At 70.7% G+C, this 25,531-nt stretch carries 19 protein-coding genes; 11 read left to right on the top strand and 8 right to left on the bottom strand.

Annotated features, from left to right (window positions below):
- Nucleotides 1–69 precede the first annotated feature (69 nt).
- Nucleotides 70–501: a rhodanese-like domain-containing protein gene (locus ENSA5_RS09940; RefSeq protein WP_106391392.1), complete on the top strand. Its 432-nt coding sequence runs from the start codon at nt 70–72 to the stop codon at nt 499–501.
- Nucleotides 502–584: 83 nt separating this feature from the next.
- Here ENSA5_RS09940 and modA read toward each other — a convergent pair whose 3' ends face one another.
- Genes modA through ENSA5_RS09925 form a run of 3 tightly spaced genes read right to left on the bottom strand, consistent with a single transcriptional unit; the run spans nt 585 to nt 4,854 of the window.
- Nucleotides 585–1,358, bottom strand: a complete 774-nt coding sequence (modA, locus tag ENSA5_RS09935; protein ID WP_181197585.1) for a molybdate ABC transporter substrate-binding protein — start codon at nt 1,356–1,358, stop codon at nt 585–587.
- Between the two features lie 53 nt (nt 1,359–1,411).
- Nucleotides 1,412–3,535 (bottom strand): hypothetical protein, encoded by a 2,124-nt coding sequence (locus tag ENSA5_RS09930; protein WP_146155527.1) that lies wholly within the window; start codon nt 3,533–3,535, stop codon nt 1,412–1,414.
- Complete coding sequence (locus ENSA5_RS09925) at nt 3,532–4,854, bottom strand: DUF3142 domain-containing protein (protein ID WP_106391389.1); 1,323 nt, start codon at nt 4,852–4,854, stop codon at nt 3,532–3,534. The genes ENSA5_RS09930 and ENSA5_RS09925 overlap by 4 nt, the downstream gene beginning before the upstream one ends.
- A gap of 63 nt (nt 4,855–4,917) precedes the next feature.
- Here ENSA5_RS09925 and ENSA5_RS09920 point away from each other — a divergent pair, with 63 nt between their 5' ends.
- Complete coding sequence (locus tag ENSA5_RS09920) at nt 4,918–5,439, top strand: hypothetical protein (protein ID WP_106391388.1); 522 nt, start codon at nt 4,918–4,920, stop codon at nt 5,437–5,439.
- 39 nt (nt 5,440–5,478) lie between these two features.
- Here ENSA5_RS09920 and ENSA5_RS09915 read toward each other — a convergent pair whose 3' ends face one another.
- Genes ENSA5_RS09915 through ENSA5_RS09895 form a run of 4 tightly spaced genes read right to left on the bottom strand, consistent with a single transcriptional unit; the run spans nt 5,479 to nt 9,279 of the window.
- Entirely contained in the window at nt 5,479–6,618 is a 1,140-nt protein-coding gene (locus ENSA5_RS09915; protein ID WP_106391387.1) for a murein hydrolase activator EnvC family protein, read from the bottom strand.
- Nucleotides 6,618–8,189, bottom strand: a complete 1,572-nt coding sequence (locus ENSA5_RS37385) for a cell division protein FtsX (protein ID WP_258182811.1) — start codon at nt 8,187–8,189, stop codon at nt 6,618–6,620. Before ENSA5_RS37385 ends, ENSA5_RS09915 begins: the two co-directional genes overlap by 1 nt.
- Nucleotides 8,189–8,470 carry a hypothetical protein gene (locus ENSA5_RS09900; RefSeq protein WP_106391384.1) on the bottom strand — a complete coding sequence of 94 codons (282 nt, stop codon included), beginning with the start codon at nt 8,468–8,470 and terminating at the stop codon, nt 8,189–8,191. The genes ENSA5_RS37385 and ENSA5_RS09900 overlap by 1 nt, the downstream gene beginning before the upstream one ends.
- Nucleotides 8,470–9,279, bottom strand: a complete 810-nt coding sequence (locus ENSA5_RS09895) for a cell division ATP-binding protein FtsE (protein ID WP_219906760.1) — start codon at nt 9,277–9,279, stop codon at nt 8,470–8,472. Before ENSA5_RS09895 ends, ENSA5_RS09900 begins: the two co-directional genes overlap by 1 nt.
- A gap of 406 nt (nt 9,280–9,685) precedes the next feature.
- Here ENSA5_RS09895 and prmC point away from each other — a divergent pair, with 406 nt between their 5' ends.
- The 4 genes from prmC (at nt 9,686) to ENSA5_RS37380 (ending at nt 16,413) form a co-directional block, all read left to right on the top strand.
- Nucleotides 9,686–10,585 carry a peptide chain release factor N(5)-glutamine methyltransferase gene (gene prmC / locus ENSA5_RS09890; RefSeq protein WP_181197583.1) on the top strand — a complete coding sequence of 300 codons (900 nt, stop codon included), beginning with the start codon at nt 9,686–9,688 and terminating at the stop codon, nt 10,583–10,585.
- A 44-nt stretch (nt 10,586–10,629) separates the two neighbouring features.
- Complete coding sequence (locus tag ENSA5_RS09885) at nt 10,630–11,301, top strand: hypothetical protein (RefSeq protein WP_146155526.1); 672 nt, start codon at nt 10,630–10,632, stop codon at nt 11,299–11,301.
- A 255-nt stretch (nt 11,302–11,556) separates the two neighbouring features.
- Nucleotides 11,557–14,091, top strand: a complete 2,535-nt coding sequence (locus ENSA5_RS09880; RefSeq protein WP_146155525.1) for a tetratricopeptide repeat protein — start codon at nt 11,557–11,559, stop codon at nt 14,089–14,091.
- Nucleotides 14,092–14,526: 435 nt separating this feature from the next.
- A complete protein-coding gene (locus ENSA5_RS37380) occupies nt 14,527–16,413 on the top strand; it encodes an MYXO-CTERM sorting domain-containing protein (RefSeq protein ID WP_181197582.1) in 1,887 nt (628 codons plus the stop codon).
- Between the two features lie 93 nt (nt 16,414–16,506).
- Here the strand turns inward: ENSA5_RS37380 and ileS are convergent, their stop codons facing one another.
- Nucleotides 16,507–19,842, bottom strand: coding sequence for an isoleucine--tRNA ligase (gene ileS / locus ENSA5_RS09870; RefSeq protein ID WP_106391379.1), 3,336 nt, complete (start codon nt 19,840–19,842; stop codon nt 16,507–16,509).
- Nucleotides 19,843–20,052: 210 nt separating this feature from the next.
- On the opposite strand from ileS, the gene ENSA5_RS09865 reads away from it, so the two are divergent.
- From ENSA5_RS09865 to ENSA5_RS09845, 5 genes are all read left to right on the top strand, one after another.
- Nucleotides 20,053–21,180 (top strand): purine-nucleoside phosphorylase, encoded by a 1,128-nt coding sequence (locus ENSA5_RS09865; protein WP_106391378.1) that lies wholly within the window; start codon nt 20,053–20,055, stop codon nt 21,178–21,180.
- 635 nt (nt 21,181–21,815) lie between these two features.
- The gene (locus ENSA5_RS09860) at nt 21,816–23,273 is read left to right on the top strand and encodes an aspartate kinase (protein ID WP_181197581.1); all 1,458 of its coding nucleotides are present in this window, start codon (nt 21,816–21,818) and stop codon (nt 23,271–23,273) included.
- Nucleotides 23,270–23,803, top strand: a complete 534-nt coding sequence (ectA, locus tag ENSA5_RS09855; RefSeq protein WP_106391376.1) for a diaminobutyrate acetyltransferase — start codon at nt 23,270–23,272, stop codon at nt 23,801–23,803. Before ENSA5_RS09860 ends, ectA begins: the two co-directional genes overlap by 4 nt.
- On the top strand, nt 23,800–25,134 hold the full coding sequence (gene ectB / locus ENSA5_RS09850) for a diaminobutyrate--2-oxoglutarate transaminase (RefSeq protein WP_106391375.1): 1,335 nt from the start codon (nt 23,800–23,802) through the stop codon (nt 25,132–25,134). Before ectA ends, ectB begins: the two co-directional genes overlap by 4 nt.
- Entirely contained in the window at nt 25,131–25,511 is a 381-nt protein-coding gene (locus ENSA5_RS09845) for an ectoine synthase (RefSeq protein WP_106391374.1), read from the top strand. Before ectB ends, ENSA5_RS09845 begins: the two co-directional genes overlap by 4 nt.
- The last annotated feature ends 20 nt before the right edge of the window (nt 25,512–25,531 follow it).

Raw genomic sequence — 25,531 nt, 5'->3', positions numbered from 1 at the left:
TTGCTGCGGCGGCTCGGCACACGGTTTGGCGCCAACCACTAAACACCCCCCTTCTGGCATGATCTCGCCATGACCCCCCGCGTCCTGCCTGCCGCGCTCGCGCTCGCGCTGCTCCTCCCCGCCTGCAAGCACGACCAGGACACCGAAACCACCGCCAAGTCCGAGACCAAGCTCGACGCCCAGGGCCTCCCCGAGGGCCCCTACGCGGACCGCGACCCGGCCCTCGCCAAGCAGCTCGTCGACGCGGACGCCCTGCTCCTCGACGTGCGCACGCCCAAGGAGTTCGCGCGCGGGCACATCGAGGGAGCGATCAACATCAACCACTCCGACGTCCCCGCGCGCCTCGACGAGATCCGCGAGCTCGTCGGCGGCGACGTACACAAACCTGTGGTGCTCTACTGTAAATCCGGCCGCCGGGCGGGCATCGTCAAGGACCAACTCATCGACGCGGGCTTCGATCGCGTGACCAACCTCGGCCGCCTGAGCGACTGGCCCGATTGACCTCGCACATCTGGCGCTGAAGCTTCCTCGCTGATCGGTGCAAGCTCGAGCCAGTCGAAGGACAGCTCGCGGCCCGCCCGTCTTCAGCCCTCACCCTCCCCGACCGCGGTGAAGCCATGCTCGCGCAGCACCGCCTGGCCCTTCGCCCCGGTCACAAACGCCGCGAACGCCAGCCCCTGCGCGGGCGTCGGCCCGTCAGCCAGGACCGCGAGCTCGTAGCGCGCGCGCACGTCCACGCTCGCGGGCAGCTCGATCCCCCGCAGGCTCGGCGACCGCCTCAGATCCGTCGCGTAGGCGAGCCCCGCGTCGGCCTCGCCGAGCTCGAGCTTGGCGAGCACGCCGTTGACGCTGTCCTCGTTCGACACGAGGTTGGCCTCGACGGCCTCGCTGAGGCCGAGCTGGTCGAGGGCCGCCCGCGCGTAGCGACCGACGGGCACCTCGGGTCCGGCGAGCACGACCTTGAGCCCGGGCTCGCGCAGATCTTCGAGCTCGTCGAAGTCGGCGTCGGCGGGCACGACCACGACCAGGCGATTGGCCGCGAAGGCCCGGCGCGACCCGGGCTCGAGCGAGCGCTCGGCGGCGACCCGCTCGAGCGTGGCGACGTCGGCCGAGGCGAACACGTCGGCCGGCGCGCCCTCGACCAGCTGACTGGCGAGGAGCTGCGATCCGGCGAGGTTGAGCACGACGTCGACCCCGGGGTGCTCGGCCTCGTAGGCGCGCTCGAGCGCGTGAAAGGGCTCGCTCAGCGACGCCGCGGCGAACACGATCACGGTGGTCTGCGCGCGCGCGCGGCAGCCCAACGCTGCCACGCACATCAGCGTGAGCGCGAGTGAAACGTGGACCCGAAGTCGAGACACGGGCGCCATGGTGGTTCCCCTCGGTGGCGCTGTCGAGCACCGCGGCGGTCAGCCTATTTCGGCGATTTCGGCTGCCGCGCGGGGATCAACATCAAGCCGACCACGCTCAGCAAGGCGAACAACGCGGCGATCGGCCAGCCGACGCGGACCAGATCGCGCAGCGAGCTCCGGGCGCGGGGCGAGGCGCCGAAGGGGATGTGCACGGTCGCTTGGCCAAGGTCGACGCCCTGCGCCGCGCACGGATCCGTGTCTGCAAACCAGCCGGCCCCGTCGGCCAGGTACGCGACGTCGACGGGGCCGCTGCGCCGAGTCATGGCCGCGTGGAAGCGGTGGCCGCCCTCGAGATCTCGATCGGCGATCCAAGCCCCCGCGATGCACAGCACGCGCGCGGCGGCCGGGTGCTCCTCAGGCAACAGCTCGGCGGCGTCCCAGGCGAGGTCAGCGGCGACCCAGCGATAGTGAAAGCGCGGCTCGGTCAGGCGCTGGGCCTCGACCCGCTCGCGCTCGGACTCCGAGGGGCCGGTCGGGCCGTCGACGAGCCCGCGCGTGGCCCAGATCGCCTCGGGTGCGAAGGCGCCCGCGTAGGTCGTCCAGTCCGGGTCGAGCTCGGTCCCGCGCAGCTCCATGCCGTGTTCGCGCGTGCGCTGGGCCATGCGCCACAGGATCCGGGCCCGACGGAGCTCGCTCAGATCCGGATCGCGCAGGGCTTGGAGGTCGGCAGCGTGGGCCTCGGCTTTGGCTCGCCATTGCTCGGGGTAGTAGGGCGCCGCGCGCTCCCACTGGCCGCTGCGCGCGAGCCGACGGGCCAACAACCAGCGCAGGTCCTCGACAGAGGGTGAGGGCTCGGACGCGAGCGCCTCGCTGACAAAGAGCTCGAGCTCGTCGATCGTCAGGACCTGCTCGGCGACGTAGGCCGCGTCGAGGTAGGCGTCGGCGCGCACGAAGGCGGCGAGCGCAGGCACGAATCGACCGCGGCGCAGCTCGAGCACGCCGAGCTCCGCGGCCGCGCTGCGATGGGCCCGAGCGTCGCTCATCCAGTCGCCGTAGCGCCACTCGCCGAGCTCGAGGGTCGCGCGCTCCGCCTCGCCGAGGTCCCGCTCGATCCGCGCGAGCGCGAGCGTCGCCCGATCGAGGTCGCCCCGGCGCAGCTCGAGCTTGGCGAGGACCCAGCGCGCGATCACGTCGCCGTGATCGAGGTCGCTCGCGCCGAGCCGGGCCCAGCGTGCGGCGGCGTCCATGTCCCCCACTCGGTAGGCCGTCCATGCCAGCGGCCCGGCCGCGACGGCCTGCTCGAGCCCCGCGACTTCCAGGGCCTCCAGCCACGCCGCGCTGTGCTCGGGCTCGCCGTCGGCGACCAGCCACGCGCCGACGAGCTCGCGCAGCGCGGGCTTGGCCACGAGCGCCCGCAGACGCGCGGGCGCGTCGATCGCGGCGTCAAACTCATCGGCGAGGACGAACTCGATCGAGGCCTGGGCCGAGCCATCGCCGGTCGCGACCTGGTCGAGGTAGAGCTCGAGCGCCCGGGTTGGATCGCGCCCGCGCTCGCACGCGGCCTCCTCGCCGTAGCTCGCGGCCGCGAGCCCGAGGCTGTCGACGAAGCCGGCGTCCGCGAGCGCCCGGACCCGCGGCCACGCACGGCAGCCAGGGCCCTCATCGAGCCTGGCGAGCATGTAGGCGGCCCACACGCTGCGGTAGCGGCGGCGATCCGCGGGCAGCTCGAGGATCGCCGCGAACGCAGACCGAGCCTGCCCGCGCTCGCGATGCCAGGCCCGAGCGCCCTCGAGGTAAAGGCGAAACTCCTCGGGCAGCTCGGGCAACTCCAGCGCGGGCTCTCCGTCGCGATCGGGATCTTCGAGCTGAGCTCGGTAGTCGCGGACCTGCACGAGGCGGGCCTCGAGCTCGGCCGCGTCGAGGCCGAGCCCGGCCAGGGCCACGCGCAGATCGAGCTGCTCGGCCTCGGCGGTCGTCGAGGTGTTGGCCCGGGCGCGGACCTTCGCAGGCGCGAGGCGGGCGAGCTGCGGACCCAGGCGCAGCGCGGGCGCCTGACACAGGGCGTCGTGATCGCGCTGCAGCATCGCGCGGGGCAGATCGGGCCCGCAGGCGTGGACCGGGCGATCGGCCAGGCTCAGGCCGAGGGTCAGCACGAAAACCGAGATCAACGAACGCGGTGAGATCATGGCGAGGGTGGCTCCGGGCAGACGGTGTCGGTGAGCGTGCGACCTTCGCTGAAGCGCAACCACGCGACCGGGCGGCGTTCGCCCGTGCCAACGCGGACCTGGGCGCGCGGCTCGAGCTCGAGCGCCGCGGCCCCCGAGCGGCCCAGCGCGAACCCGTCGAGCGCGTCGGCGGCGAGAGGCCGCTCGGGCAGGGGCACACGCAGCGGCGCGTCGACCCAAGCTCCGGCCTCGCCCTCGTTGACGAGGTGGAGCTCGACGACCCCCGGCTCGCCCGCGAGCGCGCAGGCGTCGAGGCGCAGCTGTCGGCTCGGCGCCCGACCGGCGATGACCGCCGACAGGGTCGGCCACGACCACGCGAGGCGATCCCCCGCCACAGGCAGACGAAACCACACGACGCCCTCGAGCGCCGCTGGGCGGTCGGCGGTCCAGCCAGCGATCAGCTCGGCGAGCGCGTCGGGATCGGCCTCGGCACGAACGAAGCGATCCCGATCGAGGCGCCGCGGCGCCTGCTCAGCCGCGATGCCCTCGACTCCGCCGTCGACGGGATCACGCACGACCAGATAGGTGTAGGTCGGCAGCGCGACCCGCAGCGGACGATCGACCTCCTCGGCGATCACGGCGGCCCGCTCGACGGCCTCGCGCGCCGCGTCGAGCTCGAAGATCTCGGCCGACTCCCCCCGCGTCATCGGGCGCAGGCCATGGACCTGCAAGACCCAGCCCTCGGTCTCGGACAGCAGCGCGGGCAGCTCGGGGCTGCCCAACCAGTCGGGCAGCGCGGTGATCGTCACGGGCGTCGGCGCGGCGAGCTCCGCGACCGCGGCGACCCAGCGGGCGTAGCCAGGCAGCGCGCGGGTGCCCGCGTCGAAGTCCAGCTGCAGCTCGCGGAGCTCGAGCCCGGCCCCGCGAGCGCGCGCGAGGGTCGAGCGCACGGCGTCGAGCAGGACGGGGAGCCGCGCGTCGTCGGGGCCGCCGAAGGGCCCCGACCACGGACCCACGCGGATCGTCAGTCCGAGCGCCCCCACGTCATCGAGCGCCGCTTCATCCCAGGCGATCATCGTCGCCGACGCGCCGTCGAGCTCGGCGGCGAGGATCAGCAGCTCGCCGAGCGCCGGGTCGGCCGCGTGGCGATCGATCGACGCGCGGACCTCGTCGGACCAGCCGCGCTGCCACAGATACGCGCCGTGCTCGAGGGGACCGCTGGCCCGCGCCCCCGAGCCGCTCACCTGCCCACGGGCGGGCCCATCGAAGCCGAGCACGATCAGGCTCAGCAAGATCGTGCCCAGGATCAGCCGGGCTCGCAGTCGGCGCTTGGGTGGCATCGCCCGCGGCGACGCGCGAGCGCAGCGCGGGATTCCCAAACCTTCAATTTGTTACGATGAGCCGTGCCTCGAGCGCTCGCCTCGATCCTGGTCGCCGCCCTCGCGCTGCCGCGGGTGGCGTCGGCGGCCCCGCCCGAGGGTCCCCCCGAGGCACCGCGTGAGCCCACGACCCACGCAAAGATCGGCGCCCGGTCCCAGCAAGGCACGCGGCGCGGGGTCCTCGAGCTCGGGATCGGCGTGCTCCTGACCGGGGCCGCGGCGAGCCTGGCCGCGTTCGGGACCATTCAATTCGTCCGCGCCCAGGAGCAGGTCGAGTTCTGCCGCGAGTCCTCGCTGATCATCACCGAGAACGAGGGGCAGGTCATGGGGATCGATCCGTGCACCTTCGATCCGCCACCGCTGGGCTTCGCCTCGGCGGGCCTCTCGTGGGGCTTCTCGCTGCCGCTACTGGTCGGGGCCGCGATGTTGTTCGTGCGTGGCGCTCAGATAGCTGGCGACGCCCGACGCTACCGGCGTACGCAGCTGTCCGTGAGCCCGTGGTGGCAGCGTCGGGGCGCAGGGGCGAGCGTGAGCCTGCGCTTTTGATTCGGACCGAGCCGCGCCGCCTCTCGGCTCGTACTCAGCTCAGCGCCGATGGCGGCGCGAGCCCAGGTAGGGCGCCGGATCGATCGGCCGCTGCCCGTGGCGGACCTCGACGTAGGCCGTGGTCCCGAGCCCGTCGGGCACGGCCTTGGGCCCGACGCGACCGAGCACGGTCCCGGCCTCGACCTCCTCGCCCTCGCTGACGGTGATCGTCAACAGCCGCGCCGTGAGCGAGAGGTAGCCGCCGCCGTGGTCGATCACGACCACGCGCTCGAAGCCCGGCAGCGCGCCGACGAGCACGACCTCGCCAGGTCCGATCGCCCGCACGCGGTCGTTGGGCTTGGCCGCGAACTCGACCCCGTTGCGGTGCATGGGCACGTCGAGCAGGCGGTCTTCGTAGGCGCCGAAGCGACCGACGACGCGACCCGGGACCGGGCGCACGAGCGTGTGGGGGTCGAGCAGATCGAGGCCGCGGTGGCGGACCAGATCCCGACGCTCACGCCCGATCTCGGCTAGGAGCTGACGATCTTCACGCTTGGCCTGGCTGCCGAGGCGCCGTTGCAGGGTCCCGCGGCGCCGGTGGGCCGCGCGCAAGGCCGGGTCGACCTGCGCGCGGGTCAGGTCGAGGGCCTCGGCCTGGAGGCGGGAGACCGAGTCGAGCGCCGCGAGCACGCTGAGCTCACGCGTGGCCGCGAGCAGCTCGTCGCGGGCCTTCTTCTCGGCCTCGCCGTGCACGCGCAGGAGCTCGAGATCGTGGTCGACGAGGCGGCGGACGCTGCGACCCCGGACGACGCGCTGCTGCGGCGTCAGGCGGCCGTCGGAGCCGTCCTCGAACATCAGCTCGAGCAGCCCGCCGCCGCGGGCGAGCTTGTAGAGCTTGCGCGCCCGGACCTGGCCCATGGTCTCGCGCTCGACCCGGTGGCCGCGATAGATGTCGAGCTTGCGCAGGCTCTCGCGACCGCGGCGAGCGAGCAGCTCCCCGGCCCAGTCGATGCTCTCGCGCTCGCGCTCGAGCGCCGCCTGACCCCGGGCGATCGCGTTGGCGGCCTCGGTCAGCGCGAGCTCGCGCTCGGCCACGCTGCGCAGGCTCTCGTCGCGATCGGGCTTGCGAGCCTGGGCGTCGCCGAGCGCGGTGAGCAGGCCGAGCGACACGACCAGCGCGAAGAGCTTGGCCCCCTTCATCACCCCTCCGCGTGGCGCGAGACGGCCGCGCGCGAGCCGATGATCCCGAGCAGCGCGCCGAAGGCCAGCGCGACGCTCATCTCGATGACCGAGAAGAAGTGCAGCGACCCGGCCGCGAACATCAGCGACATGCCGCGCTCGAGGAAGGGCCGGATCAGCTCGAAGCACAGCCACAGCGACGCCAGCGCCAACGCGGTCCCGAGCACGCCCTGGAGCACGCCCTCGACCACGAAGGGCCCGCGGACGAAGCGAGCGGTGCCGCCGACGAGGCGCAGGATCTGGATCTCGGACCGGCGCGCGAACACACCCAGGCGGATCGTGCTCCACACGATCGCGAGGCACGCGAGGCTGACCAGCCCGGCGACGCCGAACGCGAGCCAGCGCAGCGTGGTCAACATCCGCTCGACCTCCTGAACCCAGGGCCCGAGCACCGCGACCTCCTCGACCCCGTCCATGTCCTCGACGCGCGCGGCGAGGGCGTCGGCGAAGCCCGGCTCGACCCCGGGGATGAGCGCGATCTCGATGCTGTCGGGCAAGTTGCCCGGGTCGACCCCGGCGAGCAGCTCGACGCGCTCGGCCTGCTCGATCTCCGCGACCTCGGAGTCCTGGCCGAGCCCGTCCTGCAGCCGCGCGAGCGCCATCTCGGGCGTGACTCGCTCGGCGTGCTCGACCTCCGGGAGGTCGGCGATCCGCTCGCGCAGCTCGACCGCGGCGGCCGGATCGGTGCCGGGCAACATGTAGACGGTGACCGGCGTGTCGACGCCGAGGTCACGGACGACCCGCTGCGCGTTCTGGAAGATCAGCGTGGTCGTGCCCAGGAGCAGCATGCACACCGCCATGGTCCCAATTGCGAGCAGCTGCACGAGCGGGCTCTGGCCCATGCCGCGCAGGCCACGGTTGAACGCGTAGGCGAAGGCGTTGGCGCCGCTCCACATCGGTACGTGGATCGGGTCGCCCGCGACGGGGGCCGACTCGGCGTCCGGCTCGGTGTCGGACTCGGACTCGGACTCGGCTTCGGTGTCGGACTCGGACTCGGACTCGGCTTCGGTGTCGGACTCGGCTTTGGCCTCGGACTCGGCTTCGGCCTCGGACTCGGCTTCGCGCTCAGACTCGACTTCGACTTCGACCTCGGCTTCGGCTTCGGCGCCAGCCCATGTCGTCTCCTCGAACTCGGCGTCCAGGTCCGCGTCCGCGTGGGGCTCGAGCTCGGGCTCGCCACCGCGGGCCAGCTCGAGCAGCCGCTCCTCGTCGAATTCTTCCGCGGTGGCCTGGAGCTCGGGCAAGGAGGTGCGCGCCTCGTCACCGAACTGCGCGTCGCCGAGCGCCTCGATCCCGGCGCGAGCGGCCTCGACGTCGAGCACGTCGCTGGCCTCGAGCAGCAGGTCCTCGCCGTCGAGCCAGTCCTCGGCGTGCTCATACTCGTCGCCGAGCTCGTCCTCGCCCTCGGCGTGCAGGACCAGGGGAAGCAGCGCGAGCGTCGTCTCGCGCTCGGCCTCGGGCGGCGGCGCGACGTCCGAGACCGCGATCTCGAGGTCTTCGCCGATTCGAAGCTGACGCTCGCTCGCCTGCATCACGCGACCTCGGCGACCTCGGCACTGCGTTGATCGTCTTGATGGTCGGCGGCGCCGCCGACCTCGATCTCGAGCGAGATCGACAGCTGCTCCCGCTCCCCCCCACCGGGCACGAGCATCTCGTCGACGAGCTCATCGACGAGCAGCAGCAGCGCGTGGCTCTCGCCGGGCGGCGTCGGCTCGATCGTGCGAGCGAGCTCTTCGAAGATCCGATCGAGGTCGGCGAGCAGCGTGTCGTCGTGAAGTTCGAGGTGCTCGGAAATGATCAGTGCGGTCGTCATCAGGCCACCTCTCCTAGGGGGGTGTCGACGAGCAGCGGCTCGTCGGAGAATTCGTCGTCGTCGATCGCGGCGAGCAGATCGATCGGCTCGCCCTGCGCGTCGAGCTCGGCCACGAAGCTGGGCGCGCGCTCGAGCACCCGATCCTCGGTCAGCCGGCCCATCTCGAGGTGCAGCACCCGACTCGCGCCCGCGTGGTGGTAGACCACCGGATCGTGGGTCGCGAGCAAGATCGTCGTTCCGGCAGCGCGGACCAGCGAAAGCGCGCGAAGGATGTCTCGGGTCAGGGCCGGATCGAGGTTGCCCGTGGGCTCGTCGGCCAAGAGGATCGGCGGGCGCCCGGCCAGCGCGCGGGCCAGGGCCACGCGCTGCTGCTCGCCGCCGGACATGCACCGAACCGGCTTGCGGCTGCGCGGATCGATGCCGACGCGGGCGAGGGCCTCCCGGGCACGCGCGAGCACGTCGCGGCGGCGCAGGCCGAGGACGGCGAGGGTCAGGCGCACGTTCTCGAGCGGCGTCGCCTCGGGCAGCAGCTTGAAGTCCTGGAACACCGCGCCGAGGTTGCGGCGCAGGTAGGGGATCGACGCCCGGGTCAGGCGGTGGACGTCGCGCCCGGCGACGCGGATCGTCCCGCGGTCGGGCTGCTCCATGGCCATGATCAGCGACAGCAGCGTGCTCTTGCCGGCCCCCGAGGGGCCCATGAGGAGGGCAAACTCGCCCTGCTCGATGCGCAGGCTGACGTCGGCCAGGGCCGGCTGGGGGGCGCGACCGTAGGTCTTGGTCACGCGGGAGAGCTCGATGATCGCTGCCATGGGCTCTCTCGCCGGTAGCACGGGCGAAAGAGGCCAAGAAATTTTGGGCTATCTCGACCTTGGCCGCGCCGCACCCGAGCGACTCGATGCGGACCGACCGAACCGAGCTCGGTCCCGCCGCCCTCGTCGGGCCACGCGCCGAGCGCGAGCGTGAGCTAGCAGCCCGGGGTGCAATGCATCGTGTCGCCTCGCGCCGGAATGTTCGCCGAGGGCGCGAAGCCAAGACGCCGCTGTACCGGGCGTACTGCAAGTTTTGGCGACAAAGCCCTCGGCGAAGAGGCCAAGCGAGGCGGCGCGAGGCATTGCACCCCGGGCTGCTAGCGCGAGACAGCGAGCCATGGGCCCTCCAAGCGGCCAAGCGCGACGGCGCTTGCCCAAAAACCCGCGGGCGTGTGACATCCCCCGGATGTCGGAGGCCGAACGCCGCGCGCGCTGGACCGTGCGAGAGCTGCTCGCGTGGACCAGCGAGCGCTTCGCGGCGCTCGGGATCGACGAGGCCCGCGTCGACGCCGAGCACCTGCTCGCCCGCTCGCTCGGCTGCGCGCGGATCGATCTTTATGTCCAGCACGATCGCCTGCTCGACGAGGACGACCGCGCGGGCTTCCGCGAGCTCGTCCGCCGTCGCCTCGCCCGCGAGCCGGTCGCCTACATCGAGGGCAGCAAGGGCTTCCACGCCCTCGACCTCGACCTCGTCGTCGACCGCCGCGTGCTCGTCCCGCGACCCGAGACCGAGCACCTCGTCGACTGGCTGCTCGAGTCGCTGCGCCCGGCCCCGGCGCCGCTGATGCACATCCTCGACGTCGGGACCGGCTCCGGCGCGATCGCCCTCGCCGTCGCCAAGGCCCGCTACGAGGTCCAGGTCACCGCGGTCGACGCCTCCGAAGAGGCCCTGGCCGTCGCGCGCCACAACGCCGAGCGCCTCGGGCTCGACGATCGCGTGACCTGCGTGCGCGGCGACCTGCTCGACGGGGTCGCGCTACCGCCCGCCGGCTTCGACGCGATCGCGGCCAACCTTCCCTACATCCCGAGCGCCGAGCTCGACCGGCTTCAGCCCGAAGTGCGCGATTGGGAGCCGCGCGCAGCCCTCGACGGCGGGCCCGACGGCCTCGTCTACGTCCGGCGGCTGATCGACGCGGTCGCCGAGGGTGAGGCGCTGCGACCCGGCGGCCGCCTGTTTCTGGAGATCGGCGTCGACCAGGCGCAGGCCGTGGAGCAGCTCCTGCGTGACCGGGCCTTCGCCGATGTTCAGTCACGCCTCGACTACGCCCGGATCCCCCGCGTGGTCTCCGGCGCCCGACCCGAATAGCCGAAAACTCGCTCGCAGGCCCCTGCTCGGCCTAGCCTCTGCGCATGTCCCGTCTCCTCGCGTGGTTTCGCAGCTCCCTCCCCGGCTCCGGAGCCCTGACTGCTGCGCTAGTGCTCAGTGGCGTCGTCACCGGTCCAGGCTGCGCGTCCACCGACGGAATGGTCGACAAGCTCTACGACTCGACCCGCGCCTACAACCGCTCGCTGCGCTGGGGTGACTGGGACCGGGCCGCCGAGTACCTGCCGAGCGCATCCGCCGACGCCTTCATGGACTCGCATCAGGCCGTGGAGGACCGCCTCGTGGTCCTGGACTACCAAATGACCCGGCTCGAGGTCGACAAGGTCAACGGCGTGGCCGCCTCGCAGGTCGAGATCAGCTGGCACACAGCCGACCACCTGGTCGTGCGGACCACGAACGTCAACCACCTGTGGCAGTGGTACGAGGGTCGCTGGGTCCTCGTCGACGAGCGCCGCAGCGGTGGCAAGCCGCTGTCGATCTTCGCCGAAGTGGCCGAGGACCAGCCGCACCCCTACCTCCCGGGCCTCGAGGCCTTCCGTGACGAATACGCGATCGGGATGGATGTCGACGAGAAGCGCAAGCGCGAGCGTGCTCAACGCAAGGCCGAGAGGGCCCGCAAGGCCGATCCCGACCAAAAATACTCGCTCGACGACCTCGACAGCATGCCGATCGACCAGCGGCCCGCGAGCTTCAACTGATCGCGGTGTATCGGTCGTGACCCAAACCCCCCCGGACGTTCACAGTGCAAGCGGCGCTGGTCCGGGATAGGATTTCCCCCCCGCGATGCCGCCACTCATGGATCCCACCGTGTCTTCCCAACCTGCGCTTTGCTGGTCTCGGAGTCGGTCCTACGGACACTGTGATCGTGGATCGTGCAACGCGTCGACCATCCATCCAGTGTTCGTGTGCTCAACTACCGGATCGGCGGCCACCGGGGGAGCAGCCTGAGGCCCGTGGTCGACCCTCTCCTCAACCAGCCCCGAGACCTCATCGGGGACATCCACGCCCAGCAACGGCGCAAGCTGTTCAGGCGCGTCGCCCTTGGCGTGGCCCTGTTCGTGGTCCTGCTGCTGATCGCCGTCGCGCTCAAGTTCCTCGCCGACCGCCGCGACCGCGACACCTGCCTGAGCGACGCGACCGAAGGCTTCGCGCTCGGGACCTCGGCCGAGCTCGCAAGCGTGGCGACCGAGCTCGAAGGCTGCATCACCACGCACCCCGATGACCCGCTCCTGATCGGCGCGCTCGCCCTGACCCGCGCCCAGCTGCTGGCCGAATTCGGCGAGTTCGAGGTCGAGACCCGCGACGCCGTCGCCGCGCTCGACGGGCTCGAGGCCCCGGTCCACGACGGCGAGCTCGCCCGGGTCATGCTCGACCTCGACGACGGTGAGCTGGCCGCGGCCCGCGAGCGGCTCCCGGCGGTCGAGAGCATGGACGACTCGCGCAGCATCGCGCCGAACCACGAGGTCTGGGTCGGCGGCATGCTCGCGATCGCCGACCCCGAGGCCGACCTCGACAAGGCGATCGACACGATCGCCGCGACGCTGCCCGAAGACAGCTCGATCTCGATCCGCCGCCTGCTCGCGACCTTGCACATGCACGCTGGCGACCCCTCGGCCGCGCTCGCCCAGCTCGACGACGCGCGCTCGCGCAGCCAGACCCACCTCGGGCTCGCCGCCGACGAGGCCCTCTACAACGCGCTCCTGCGCCAGAAGCTGGCCGGGGTCGCCGACGTCGCCGACCAGCTGCTCGGCGACGACTTCGAGCTCGCCCAGCGCGACCGGGCCCACGCGCTCCTCGCCCGCGGCGTCGTCCGCGTGCAGTCCGGCGAGATCGAAGCGGGCATGAAGCTGGTCGATCAAGCCTGGGCCGCGCTCCCGGGCTGGGACAAGCTCTCGCGCACGCTCGCGCTCGAGATGGCCATGGAGGCCAGCGATGGCGAGCGCGCCCGGACCTGGATCGACGAGGCCGGGCTCCGCGCCTCGGAGTCCGAGATCTACGAGGCCTGGGTCAAGCTCGTCGAGGGCGACGTGATGGCCGCGCTCGCCGATCTCGCCAAGCTGCCCCAAGAGCACCCCCGCGTGGCCCTGCTGCAGGGCCTCGCGCTGGTCGAGCAAAACCGCTTCGCCGAGGCCCAGCCCTGGCTCGAGCGGGCCGACAAGCTGATCCCCGGGCGCGTCGACGTCGAGGTCGCGCGGGCCCGCGTCGAGGTCCACACCGGTGACACCGAGGCCGCGCGGCGCAAGCTCGAGGCCCTCGCCGAAGAAGAGCCCTTCGCCCCGCGCGCGTGGACGGGGCTCGGTGAGGCCAACCTCGCGGTCGCCTACCGCGACGTCGAGGCTGACGGCGCCAACGCCAACCCCGGCAACAAATCGGCCAAGGCCAAGCCCGACGCGGGCGCCCTGCGCGAGGCCCGGCGCGCCTTCAAGCAGGCGACCGAGCGCGAGCGCATGCCGGCCGAGGCCTACCTCCACCTCGCGGAGCTGACCGACGCCAAGCGCCGCGAAGATCCCAAGCTCGTGCCCGAGGTCCTCGAGCTCCTCGCCAAGGCCGTGGCCGCCAACCCCAAGCTGCCGCGCTACGCCGAGCGCGAGGCCCTGTACCTCGCCGAGCTCAGCTTCCGCGCGCCCGCGATCGCCAAGCTCGAGGTCGTGCTCGAGCTGCCCGGGACCAGCGCGAAGGTGCCCCTGGCCCTGGCCGAGCTGGCCCTGGACCAGATCGAGTTCGACGAGCGCGACGCCCTGCCCGAAGCCTTCGACGCCTGGCTCGAAGAGGCCAAGGAGCGCGGCGCCCCCGCGCGCGAGCTCGACGTGCTCGCGGCCCGCGCGCTGCTCGAGCGCGACCAACCCAAAGACGCCCTCGCCAAGCTCGAGCCGCTGCTCAACGCCAACGAAAAAGACATCGAGGTCCGCGTGTACGTCGTCTCGGCCCACATGGACCTGCGCGACCGCGACACCGCGCTGGCGACCGTCAAGCGCGGGCTCGGGATCCTCGACAACGAGCGCAAGGGCCGGATCTACTTCGAGTGGGCCAACATCATGTCGCGCGGCGGCAAGCGCCGGCCCGCGGCGAACTACGCCAACAGCGGGTGGAAGAAGCTCTCGAGCCAGCCCGACACGAGCGTCGCCGAGCTGCTGATCTACGCCGCAGAGGCGATCCGCCTGCTCAACCGTGACAAGCAGCCCAAGCCGGCCGCGAGCATCGGCCGCGACGTGACCGGCCTCGTGCCCTTCCACAGCGACGCCTGGGTCATCCGCGCCAACGCCGAGATCCGGACCAACCGGGGCTCCGACGCCAAGGCCAGCGCCGAGAAGGCCGTCGAGCTCGACGAGAACAACCCCCGGGCCCACGAGGTCCTCGGCCAGGTCTGGCTCCGCTTTGGGCGCAAAGATCGGGCCAAGGACTCGTTCGAGCGCGCGCTCGAGCTCGGCGAGGGCACGCCGGCCGAGAAGGACTACAAGAAGAGCCTCAACGGGCTCGGGACGCTGTAGTCGCGCCGCCTGGCGTCAAGCACGAGGCCCTCCGGCCCGACAACCTCGGCGAGGCGACCGACGGCCCCCACTCCCACGGAGCCGAGTCCGATGCCTTTGTCGCCAAGAGCTCGCGGCATACCCGACACAGCCTCGTTCTGGCTGCGCAGCCGCGAACGCCAGTGACGCACTCTGGACCGCGCGGGGTTGGGTCGCCCCCTCGAGCACGCGCACCTCACGGGCAATCGAGTCATCGCGCGACGGGCCACGCGGTGTCAAATGTCGAGATGTCGAATCCTCCAATTGGCACGATCTGCAAACATCAATAGATCGCCACATTGTGCAATTGGCCTCTCATTGCCAATTGTCACGACCCGCACGGTGCGGATCAATTGGCGATCGGTGCAATCAACCATTGCCCGGTCCATACATCGTATCCGCGGATACTATGACGACATGGTGCCTCGCCCGCTCGTCCCCGTAGTCGTGATCACGCTCTTGACCCTCGCGCCCTCCGCTCACGCGAGCGAATTGCGCTTTTCGACCACCACCAAGGGCGGGATCGTCAGCACCGGGAACACCCTCGGCCTGGCCATGCAAGCCGGCGCCAACGGCCCGGGCACCCGCGACTCGATCGGCACCTTCCTCAGCCCCGATGACCAGCTCGTCGATGATCTGCCCCAAAACCTCGGCAACCCGTGGTTCGCGGGCACGACCGCAGACTGGACCCTCAATGGCTCGTCGGCGGTGCTCGACCTGCCCGAGACCTCGAGCGGGATCGAGATCCTCTACGCCGAGCTGGTCTGGGGCGGCAGCTACCTCTATGGCGAAGAGGACGTCAGCGCCGCGCTCAACGTCCCGGTCACCCTCGCGAGCGACGGCGAGAGCTACGAGGCCGTGCCCGCGCTCGCGACCGCGGTCACCCTCGCCGAGCCCGGCGAGGGCTTCCCCCTCCACTACTACATGCGCTCGGCCGAGGTCACCGAGTTCATCGCTGCGCAGCTGTCGGGGACCTACACGGTGACCGGCGTCCCCGCGACTCAGGACGAGTCGGTCGAGACCCTCAACGCGGCCGGCTGGTCGCTGGTCGTCGTCTACGGCTCGTCCGAGGCCTCGACCCGCAACCTGAGCGTGTTCGTCGGCGGGCAGTTCGTCGACGAGGACGCGACCGAGGACTACGCGGTCTCGGGCTTCTGCACGCCGCCCCAGGGCACGGTCGAGGGCGCGGTTGTGATCAGCGCGCTCGAGGGCGACGCCCACCGCGACGGCGACACCTTGCAGATCGCCCCGACCGCCGACGACCCCTTCGCGCCCCTGTCGGGCCCGAACAACCCGGTCGACAATTTTTTTGCCTCGCAGATCAACGGCAGCGAGGGGACCCTCGACACGCTCGGATCCGCCGGCGATCTCAACCACGACGCGTTCTCGGGCACCAACGTGGTCGGCGGCCGCCAGGGCTGGGACGTGACCACGCTGGCGCTGTCGTCGGCCGCGGGCCAGCTCGACAACGGGCAGCAGTCCGCGGTCCTGCGCGCGGTCACCAGCGACGACTCGTTCATGCCCGTGCTCGCGGCCTTCGAGATCGACGTCAGCTCGCCCGACTTCGAGAGCAGCACCGCCGTCGAGGTCGCGCCGATGTCGATCGGGCTCGGCGAGCACAGCAGCTTGACCTTCAAGCTGCTCAACGACGGAGAGGTCAGCGCGAGCGCGCTGAGCTTGACGGCCCCCCTCGGCCAGGGCCTCGAGCTGATCTCCTTTGCGATCGACGAGGTCCCGGGTGACGCCAACCAGCAGCCGGTCAACGCGATCGATCTCGCCAGCGGCGTCGAGATCGGCGACATCGCGGCCGGAACCGGGCTCGAGGTCACGATGGTCGTCGAGGCCGTCGGTCCGCCCCCGGCGCCCGATGGGTGGTTCGTGGGCGCGACCTGGGCCTACGACTACGTGACCTGCCTCGGCGAGGACCCCCTGAGCGCATACAGCTTCGCGTTCGCCAACGTCGGCTTCGTCGGCGGCGACGAGGGTGGCGACGACGACGGCGACGACGACGGCGACGAGGGTGGCGACGGCAGCGGCGACGGCGACGATGACGGCAGCGGCGACGGCGACGACAGCGGCGAGGGCGACGGCGGCGGCGACAGCGGTGACGACGACGGTGGCACCGACGGAGGCGAGAGCGCGGACGGGGGCGGCACGGAGGGAGGCTTCGGAGGCGACGGCTTCGGCGCCGGGCGCGGCGAAGTCGAGGGCTGCAGCTGCCAAAGCTCGGGTTCGGGGCCGCCCGCCGCGACCTTCGCGTTGCTCGGGTTGCTCGGGCTGTTGCGCCGCCGGTCGGGCAGCTGACGCCCCGGCTTCCCGCGGCTTCCCGCGGGTGACAGCGGCGTCTCGGCTCCGCGCCCTCGACCTAAATTCGGGCGCGAGCCGCCCCGACGCGCGCTACGACGACTTCGCGAGCGAGAGCCCGAGCGTCTCGCCGTCGATCTCGTCCTGACCACGGTGGTCCAACTCGCGACCCGAGTTGACCGCCAGCGAGCGCGCGAGGGTCTCGCCCTCGATCAGCCCGCGCAGATCCTCGCGCTCGAGCGCGCCGCTGAGCTTGCCGCCCGCCGCACACTCGACCGCGAGCTCGATCCGATCGCTCACATCCAGATCCGCGGCCTTGCGCAGGTTCTGGATCCGGTTGATCAGCTCGCGCGCGAGCCCCTCTTGCTCGAGCGCGGCGTCGATCGTGGTGTCGAGGACCACGGTGATCTCGCCGTCGCTGTCGGCCACGCGCCCGGGCAGGGGCTCGCGGCGCAGGACCAGGTCATCGGCGCCGAGGGTCTCGCCCTCGACCTCGACGCTGCCACCGTCGAGGACCGCGCGCAGGGTCGCGGCGTCGAGCTGCTCGACGGCCTTGGCGACGACCTTCATCTTCTTGCCGAGCTTGCGCCCGAGGACCTTGAAGTTGGCCTTGGCCGAGAGCGTGACGAGGTCGGCGTCGTCCTGCGCGAGCTCGATCGTCTTGACGTTGAGCTCGCCCTCGATGTCGGCGGCGAAGCGCTGGACGGCGGCGCGGACCTCGGGGTCGCGGCTCGCAACGGTCAGCGAGGGCAGCGGCCGACGCACGCCGATCCGCTCGCCCTCGCGCAGGGCCATGGCCAGGCCCACGACCTTGCGGACCTGCGCGACCTGGCCCTCGAGCACGGGGTCGATCAGCTCCTCGTCGACGACCGGGAAGCGCTGAAGGTGAACCGAGTCGCCGTTGTCACCCTCGGCGAGGCCAAGGTCGACGACCAGGCGCTGGTAGAGGTGCTCGCAAAAGAAGGGCAAGACCGGGGCCATGCAGTGGGCGATCGTGACCAGGACCCGGTAGAGGGTCGCGTAGGCCTCGGCCTTGTCGCCGTCGCCCTCGTCCGCGCCGCGCCAGTAGCGACGGCGGCCGCGGCGGATGTACCAATTGTTGAGCTCGTCGCACATCCCGAGCCACGCGGGCACGAGGTTGTCGAGGTTGTAGGCCTCGAACTCGCCGCGCAGCTCGGCGACGAAGCTCTGGACCCGCGAGAGGATCCAGCGATCGAGCTCGGCCTGTGGTCGCGTGGCCGGCCGCGCGGCCAGAGTCTCGGCGCTCGGCACCCAGCCGTCGGCGCGCGCGTAGGTGACGAGGAAGTTGAAGGCGTTTTGCAGCGGCAAGATCGCGGCCTTGACCATGTCGCGCACGACCAGGCCCTCGCTGTCGTTTGCGTCGCGACCAAAGCGCATCGGCTCGGCGCGCACGACCGGACCCGAGATCAGGTAGGCCCGGAGCGCGTCGGCCCCGAACGCCTCGACCACCTCCATCGGGTCGGGGTAGTTCTTGAGCCGCTTGGACATCTTCTTGCCGTCGGCGGCGAGGATCAGCCCGTTGACGACGACGTTCTTGAACGCGGGCCGGCCAAACAGGGCGCTCGCGAGCACGTGGAGCGTGTAGAACCACCCGCGGGTCTGATCGAGGCCCTCGGCGATGAAGTCGGCCGGGAGGTTGTCCTCTACGTATTGCTTCTTGGCCGGGTCGAAGGGGTAGTGGTTTTGGGCGTAGGGCATCGAGCCCGACTCGAACCAGCAGTCGAAGACCTCGGAGATCCGGCGCATGGTCCCGCCAGGGGTCTTGTCGGACGCGAAGGTGATGTCGTCGACCCGCTCGCGGTGAAGATCGTCGATCGACCCGGGCGAGAGGCCCGCGCGCCGCTCGAGCTCGGCGATCGAGCCGATGCAGACGATGTCGGAGGGATCTTCGTCGCAGCGCCACAGCGGCAGCGGCGTGCCCCAGTAGCGGTTGCGGCTGAGGTTCCAGTCCCGGGCCCCGGCCAGCCAGTTGCCAAAGCGCGCGCTGCCGACCCGCTCGGGCACCCAGTGGATCTGATCGTTGTTGGCCAGCAGCTCCTCGCGCATGTCCTCGACGCGCATGAACCAGGTCGAGATCGCCATGTACAAGAGCGGCTCGTCGGTCCGGTAGCAGTGCGGGTAGGCGTGGCGGTAGACGTCGTGGTCGACGACCTTGCCCGCGTCCTTGAGCAGCTTGATGATGGTCTTGTCGGCGTCCTTGGCCCGCATCCCGGCGACCTCGGGCACGCGCTCGTCGAACACGCCGTTGAGATCCATCGGCCGGATCAGCGGCAGGCCCTCGCGCTGGCCGATCTCGAAGTCGTCCTCACCGAAGGCCGGCGCCTGGTGGACGATGCCCGTGCCGGTCTCGGTCGTGACGTAGTCGGCCGACACGACCCGGAAGGCCCAGCGCGAGCCGTCCTCGCGCTCGCGGTACTCGGCGAAGTAGGGCAGCAGCGGCGCGTAGGCCAGCCCGACCAGCTCGCTGCCCTTGCAGCGGGCGAGCTCCTCGGTCTCGCCGACCCGATTGCGGGCCTGGTACTGGGCCAGGAGCCCGGGCTCGATCCACGCGAGCTCGCCGGTCTCGACGACCCGCACCTTGACGTACTCGACCTCGGGGTGGACGGCGAGCGCGAGGTTGCTCGGCAGCGTCCACGGCGTCGTGGTCCAGGCCCACAAGAAGGTCCCCGGCTCGTCCTCGAGCTCGAAGCGCAGGGTCAAGCTCGGGTCGTCGCGGAGCTTGTGGCCGTCCTTGCCGGTCTTGGGGTTGCGCTCCTGCGGGCCCTGGGCGACCTCGAAGTTCGACAGCGGGGTGCCGAGCAGCGGCGAGACCGGCTGGACCCGGTGGCCCTCGTAGATCCGGCCTTGCTCCCACAGCTGCGAGAACACCCACCACACGCTCTCCATGAACGTGGGGTCCATGGTCTTGTAGTCGTTGTCGAAGTCGACCCAGCGACCCATGCGCTGGACGACCGTGCGCCATTCTTGCGTGTAGCGCATGACGCCGGCCCGGCAGGCGGCGTTGAATTTGGGCACCCCGAGGGCCTCGATCTCGGCCCGGCCGTGGACGTCGAGCTCGTCCTCGACGAGGCTCTCGATCGGGAGGCCGTGGCAATCCCAGCCAAAGCGACGCTCGACCGCGTAGCCGTTCATGGCCCAGTAGCGCGGGATCACGTCCTTGATCGTGCCCGCGAGGAGGTGGCCAAAGTGCGGCAGACCGGTCGCAAAGGGCGGCCCGTCGTAGAACACAAACTGGGGCTGGCTGGCCTCGGCGCCCGCGGCTCCGGGCTCCTCGCTCGGTCGTCGGCCGTGTAAGCTCCGGGACTCGACCGCGTAGCTGGTCCACAGCTCGATGATGCCGTGCTCGATGCCCGGCAGATCGAACTGTGCAGGAGGCGCAGCAAACCCGGTCTCGCGTGCTTTGGTCATGATGAGCCTCCAAACCTACGCGGGCCGATGCAGCGCGGCAATGTCCCTCATGGTCGTGACCCAGGACACGCATTCAGGCCCGCGCGGGGCCTCGCCTCCCCCACATTGCCGGCCCCGTCACCTCCCGGTATCCTGCTCGTGGTTTTTCGCCGCGGGCAGGCGTCCTTCCTTTCCTCACCGCCCGCCACGGCCCACACACGGAGTCTCCGGATGATCAAGCGCCTGCTCCCCCCCGCCCTCCTCGTCGCGTCCTCAACGGCGTTCCTGATCGCCAGCCCTGGCTGCGGCGGCGCGCCAGAGGACCCCACCGAGATTCGCGAGCCTTACCTCGACTCGTGGGAAGAGGTCGCTCAGCTGCCGGCCGCGCAGTTCGGCAAGCTCAGCATCGGCGACCGCCTCACCTCGGACAACTTCGCCAACCGCGGCGACGTCGAGGTCCGCTACGTCAGCGGGACCGACGTGATCACCGTCGAGATGCAGCGCTTCACGGTCGCCTCGGATCAGGCCGCGGCCGACGAGGCCTTCGGCCGCATGCAGTACTGGGGCTACGACATCGCCACGCCCGAGCCCCCGTCCGACGCCAACATGGTCGACTCCTGCGAGAACCCCGACGGCGACGCGGTCGACGCCTGCTACATCCGCGCCTACTACGACGGCCTGTTCCAGCCGCTGCGCGACGGGGCCAACTTCCGGGTCACGATCCCCGCCGGCTGGGGCGGCGACCTCGATATCGTGACCTCCGACAACCTCGAAGAGGGCATCGACAGCTACCCCGACCGCAGCGACGTCATCGTCGACGGCGTCGCTGGCAACCTCACCATCGATCTCGACTCGGGCAACGCCCAGGTCAAGATGGACGCCAACACCCAACACTACGCGGGCTGCTCGGCCAACGACACCTGCGTGATGGAGGGCTACGCGATGGGCTGCGGCTGCACGACGCCGACCAACATCGCGATCGAGAACAGTAGCGGCCAGTCGTCGAACATCACCGTCGACGTCAACAACGCCGACAACTGGTACACGATGGTCCTCGAGAACCAAGGCACCTTCTCGGCCAGCGACGACTTCGTGTGCAACGCGACGATCGACTGCAGCTCGTTCGCCGACTGCGTGATCGACGATGCCTACGAGGCCCTCGCTTACCAGGAGCGGGCCGAGATCAACTACCCCGGCGATCCGGCGATCGAGGGCGCGGGCATGCGCGTCGCGTTGGTCAGCAAGTCTTGCGCCAACATCAAGTACGTCGACGGCCCCGAGGACTACGAGGCTGAGTCGCTGCCCGAAGAAAAGCGCGGCGAGCTCCGCGTCTGCGTCGGCTGCCTCGAAGACCTGTAGGGTCGCTAGTCGACCCGAGTCGACCCAAGTCGACTCAACCCACGCCCGCAAGAACACGAGCTCCCCAATTGGGGAGCTCGTTTCGCGAGCGCGCACTTTTTTGAGGCACACGTCTGCGCATCAGGCGCTAGCCGCACATGCTTGTGCGTGTAGGCTCACGGTGCGGGTGTTCTGCGCGCCTTGACCTCGCCGAGATCTCGGGTGTCGGCCGCGTTCCGCTCACCGATCGAGTGACTTGGCGCTGCGCCGTCGCTCGTCCCAAGGCGTCTCACTCGCCGCAGCGATCCCACGAAGCGAAGAGTTGCACCGGCTTCGAGAGGCTGCGACGCGCTCTGTTCGACCGCTCTCGAACCGAGCGAGAGCCGTCAGCTATTATTTCGTCATGAGAGCTCATAAAGTATCATGATATCTTAGAGTCATCTAATAATATTATAATATCATTCATACGCATTCTTTCGCGGCAGTGCGGTTGACAGGCTCCACGAGCCCGATTAGTAGTAGTGCGCTCGAAAACGACGACTCTGCCCCCGCCGAGAGCGGGGCAGAGTCCGCTGCCACATCGATCTCAGATTATGCCGTCCGAGTCCGACTCAGACCCAGATCCAGCCCCTTTTGCTTCAACTTCAACCTTTATCGTGCTCAAGTTCGGCGGCACGAGCGTCGCCAGCCCCCAGCGATGGCGCCACATCGCGTCTGTCGTGATGGACAACGTCCGTCGGGGCAAGCACCCGGTCGTGGTCTGCTCGGCGCTGGCCGGCGTCACCGACACCCTCACGGCCCTGGTCGACGCCGTCGAGCTCGGCGGCGCGCCGGACGAGCTGCTCGCTCGCGTTGGCGAGCTCCACCAGCGCCTCGCCGACGCGCTCGAGCTCGAGCTCGACGCGGTGCTCGGCGACGAGCTGTCCTCGCTCACGCAGCTGAGCGCCCGCGTCGGGCCGCCGTGCCCCGAAGCATGGCGAGCTCGCGTTTTGGCCTTTGGCGAGCTGCTGTCGACCAAGCTCGGGGCCGCGTGGCTGCGTGCTCAGGGTCTCAACGTCCACTGGGTCGACGCCCGCAGCCTGCTCGAGGCCACCCCCGAGCCGGCCGGCGGCGCCGCGCAGCGCTACCTCTCGGCCTGCTGTACCCACGAGCCCGATCCAGCCGCGCGAGGGCGGCTGGCCTCGGACACGATCGACGCGACGATCACCCAGGGCTTCATCGCCCGCAATCATCGCGGCGAGACCGTGGTCCTCGGTCGCGGCGGCTCCGACACCTCGGCGGCGTACCTGGCGGCCAAGCTTCAAGCCGAGCGCCTCGAGATCTGGACCGATGTCCCGGGCCTGTTCACCGCCGACCCGCGCTTCGCCGCCCAGGCCCGACTGCTGCCGCGGATCAGCTACGAAGAAGCCGCGGTGTTCGGGGCCCTGGGCGCGAAGGTCCTGCACCCGCGCTGCCTCGCGCCGGCCCACGCGGCGGGGATCTTGTTGGGTATTCGGTGGACCGATCGGCCCGAGGTCCCCGGCACCCTGATCGGCGCCGGGCCCGAGTTCACGCGCTCCGGAATCAAGATGATCAGCTCGCGCTCGAGCCTGTGCCTGATCCGCATGCGCCGGCCTCGCGACTGGCAGCCGGTCGGGTTCATGGCCGAGGTCTCGGCTTGTTTTCGCAACCGCGGCCTGTCCATGGATCTGATCTCGAGCTCCCCAGCCGAGATCCGCGCGACGATCGACCTCGCCGCGCTGCCCGGGGCCAGCGCACGCGTGAACGAGCTGCTCGAGGAGCTCGAGCAATTTTGCGTGCCCTCGATCATCCGCGACGTCGCCTGCGTCAGCATCGCGGGCACCAGCGTCAGCACCGAGCTGCCCCGCCTCGCCACCGCCCTGCTGCTGCTCGGTGAGCCCTCCGTCCACCTGTTCAGCCACGCCGCCGACGACACCCACGTCAGCTACGTCGTCGACGCGGCCGCGGCCCGAGACCTGGTCCGTGTGATGCACGCGGCGGTGTTCGACGAGGTCGACGGAGTCAAGCCACCCGGGCCGGCCTGGATCGAGCTCCAGGGCCAAAACGATCACGCGCGCCTGTCCACCCCGAGCCCGAGGGCGGCGCGCCGATGAGCGCCACCGCCCAAACCAGCTCGGGCTCCGCGAGCGAGCTCTCCCTGCGCCGGCCGAGGGTCGCAGACGGCGCGGCGATCTGGGCCCTGGTCCGCGAATCGGGCGTGCTCGAGCCCAACACCTGCTACGCCTACCTGCTGCTGTCCACGCACTTCGCCGGCACCTGTGTGGTCGCCGAGCGCGACGGCGAGCTGGTCGGCTTCGCGCTGGGCTACCGCCCGCCGACGCGGCCCGAGGCGGTGTTCGTGTGGCAGATCGGCGTGCGCGCGGACGCCCGCGGCGCGGGCCTCGGCAAGCGCCTGCTCCACCAACTCGTCGAGCTCCCGGACGCCGCAGACGCGACCTTCCTCGAGGCCACCGTCGGAACCTCCAACCAGGCCTCGGCGCGCCTGTTTCTCGGCTTCGCCCGCGAGCGCGGCGTCGCCTGCGAGCGCGCGCCAGGCTTCGAGTCCGCCGACTTCGGTCCGCTCGAGCACGAGCCCGAGCCGCTCTACCGCATTGGTCCCCTACGAAAGCAGACGACACCATGAATCGAACCATCGAAACCCTAGAGTCGGAGGTCCGCAGCTACAGCCGCTCGTTCCCCAAGGTGTTCGCCCGGGCCGAGGGCAGTGAGCTCTTCGACCGCCAAGGCCGGGCCTACCTCGACTTCTTCGCTGGCGCTGGCGCGCTCAACTACGGCCACAACAACCGCCACCTCCAGGCCCCGCTGCTCAACTACATCGAAGCTGGCGGCGTGACCCACAGCCTCGACATGGCGACCGAGGCCAAGTGCAACTTCCTCGAGCGCTTCGCCGCGCTCGTGCTCGGGCCGCGCGACCTCGACTACAAGACGATGTTCCCCGGCCCGACCGGGACCAACTCGGTCGAGGCGGCGCTCAAGCTGGCGCGCAAGGTCACCGGTCGAGCCAAGGTCGCGTCCTTCACCCGGGGCTTCCACGGCATGACGCTGGGCTCGCTCGCGACGACCGGCAACGCGGGCAAGCGCCACGGCGCAGGCCTGGCCCTCGGCGGCGTCGACCGCATGCCCTTCGACGGCTACCTCGGCGAAGACGTCGACACCCTCGACTACGTCGAGCGCCTGCTCGACGACCCCTCGAGCGGCGTCGACGCCCCGGCGGCCTTCATCGTCGAGACCGTCCAGGGTGAGGGTGGGGTCAACCTCGCCTCGCCCGCGTGGCTCCGGCGGCTCGCGGACCTCGCTCACCGCCACGCGGCCCTGCTGATCATCGATGACGTGCAGGTCGGCTGCGGACGGACCGGGCCCTTCTTCAGCTTCGAGACCCTCGGCGTCGAGCCCGACATCGTGTGCCTGTCGAAGTCGCTCTCGGGCTATGGCCTGCCCTTCGCGCTGACCTTGTTTCGCCCGCAGCTCGACGTGTGGAAGCCCGGCGAGCACAACGGCACCTTCCGCGGCAACAACCTCGCGTTCGTGACAGCGACAGCCGCCCTCGACCGCTATTGGCGAGACGACGCGTTGACGCGAGCGGTCGATCGCAAGGCCGAGCTGGTTCGCCAGCGACTCGGTGCGATCGCCGAGCGCTTCGACGCTGAGGTCCGTGGCCGCGGGCTGATCTGGGGCCTCGACTTCGGCTCGCGCGCGGCCGTGGCCGGCCTCGCGTCGCGCGAGGCCTTCGGGCGCGGGCTCCTGATCGAGACCTCCGGCGCCCACGACGAGGTCCTCAAGCTGCTGCCGCCGCTGACGATCACCGAGGCCGAGCTCGAGCGCGGCCTCGACATCATTGGCGAGGTCGTCGCGTCCGCCATCGCCCGGGGCGACGGGCGCACATCCAAGCGCAAGCCCGACCGCGAGCGGCGGCGGGTCGAGCAGCCCAAGCCCGAACTGGCGGTCCAACCATGATCGTCCGTCGCCTGAACGAGCTCCCCGACGACCGGGTGGTCTCGGGCGAGACCTGGATCAGCCGCCGGCTGCTGCTGCGCGACGAGGGCATGGGCTTCTCGCTCCACGATACGCTGATCAAGGCCGGGACCCGGACCGAGATGCACTACGCCAACCACCTCGAGTCGGTCTACTGCATCGAGGGCGAGGGTACGGTCACGGTCGTCGGCAGCGGCGAGGTCATCAAGATCGAGCCCGGCACGGTCTACGCCCTCGATCAACACGACAAGCACCTGCTCGAGGCCCGAACCCAGCTGCGCATGGTCTGCGTGTTCAACCCGCCGCTCGCCGGACCCGAGGTCCACGACGCGACCGGCGCGTATCCCCTGATCGACTGAGATCCCACGGTTGAAGTCCA

Source organism: Enhygromyxa salina, from assembly GCF_002994615.1.
GTDB lineage: Bacteria > Myxococcota_A > Polyangia > Nannocystales > Nannocystaceae > Plesiocystis > Plesiocystis salina_A.
This window is presented reverse-complemented; position numbering and strand designations above follow the sequence as displayed.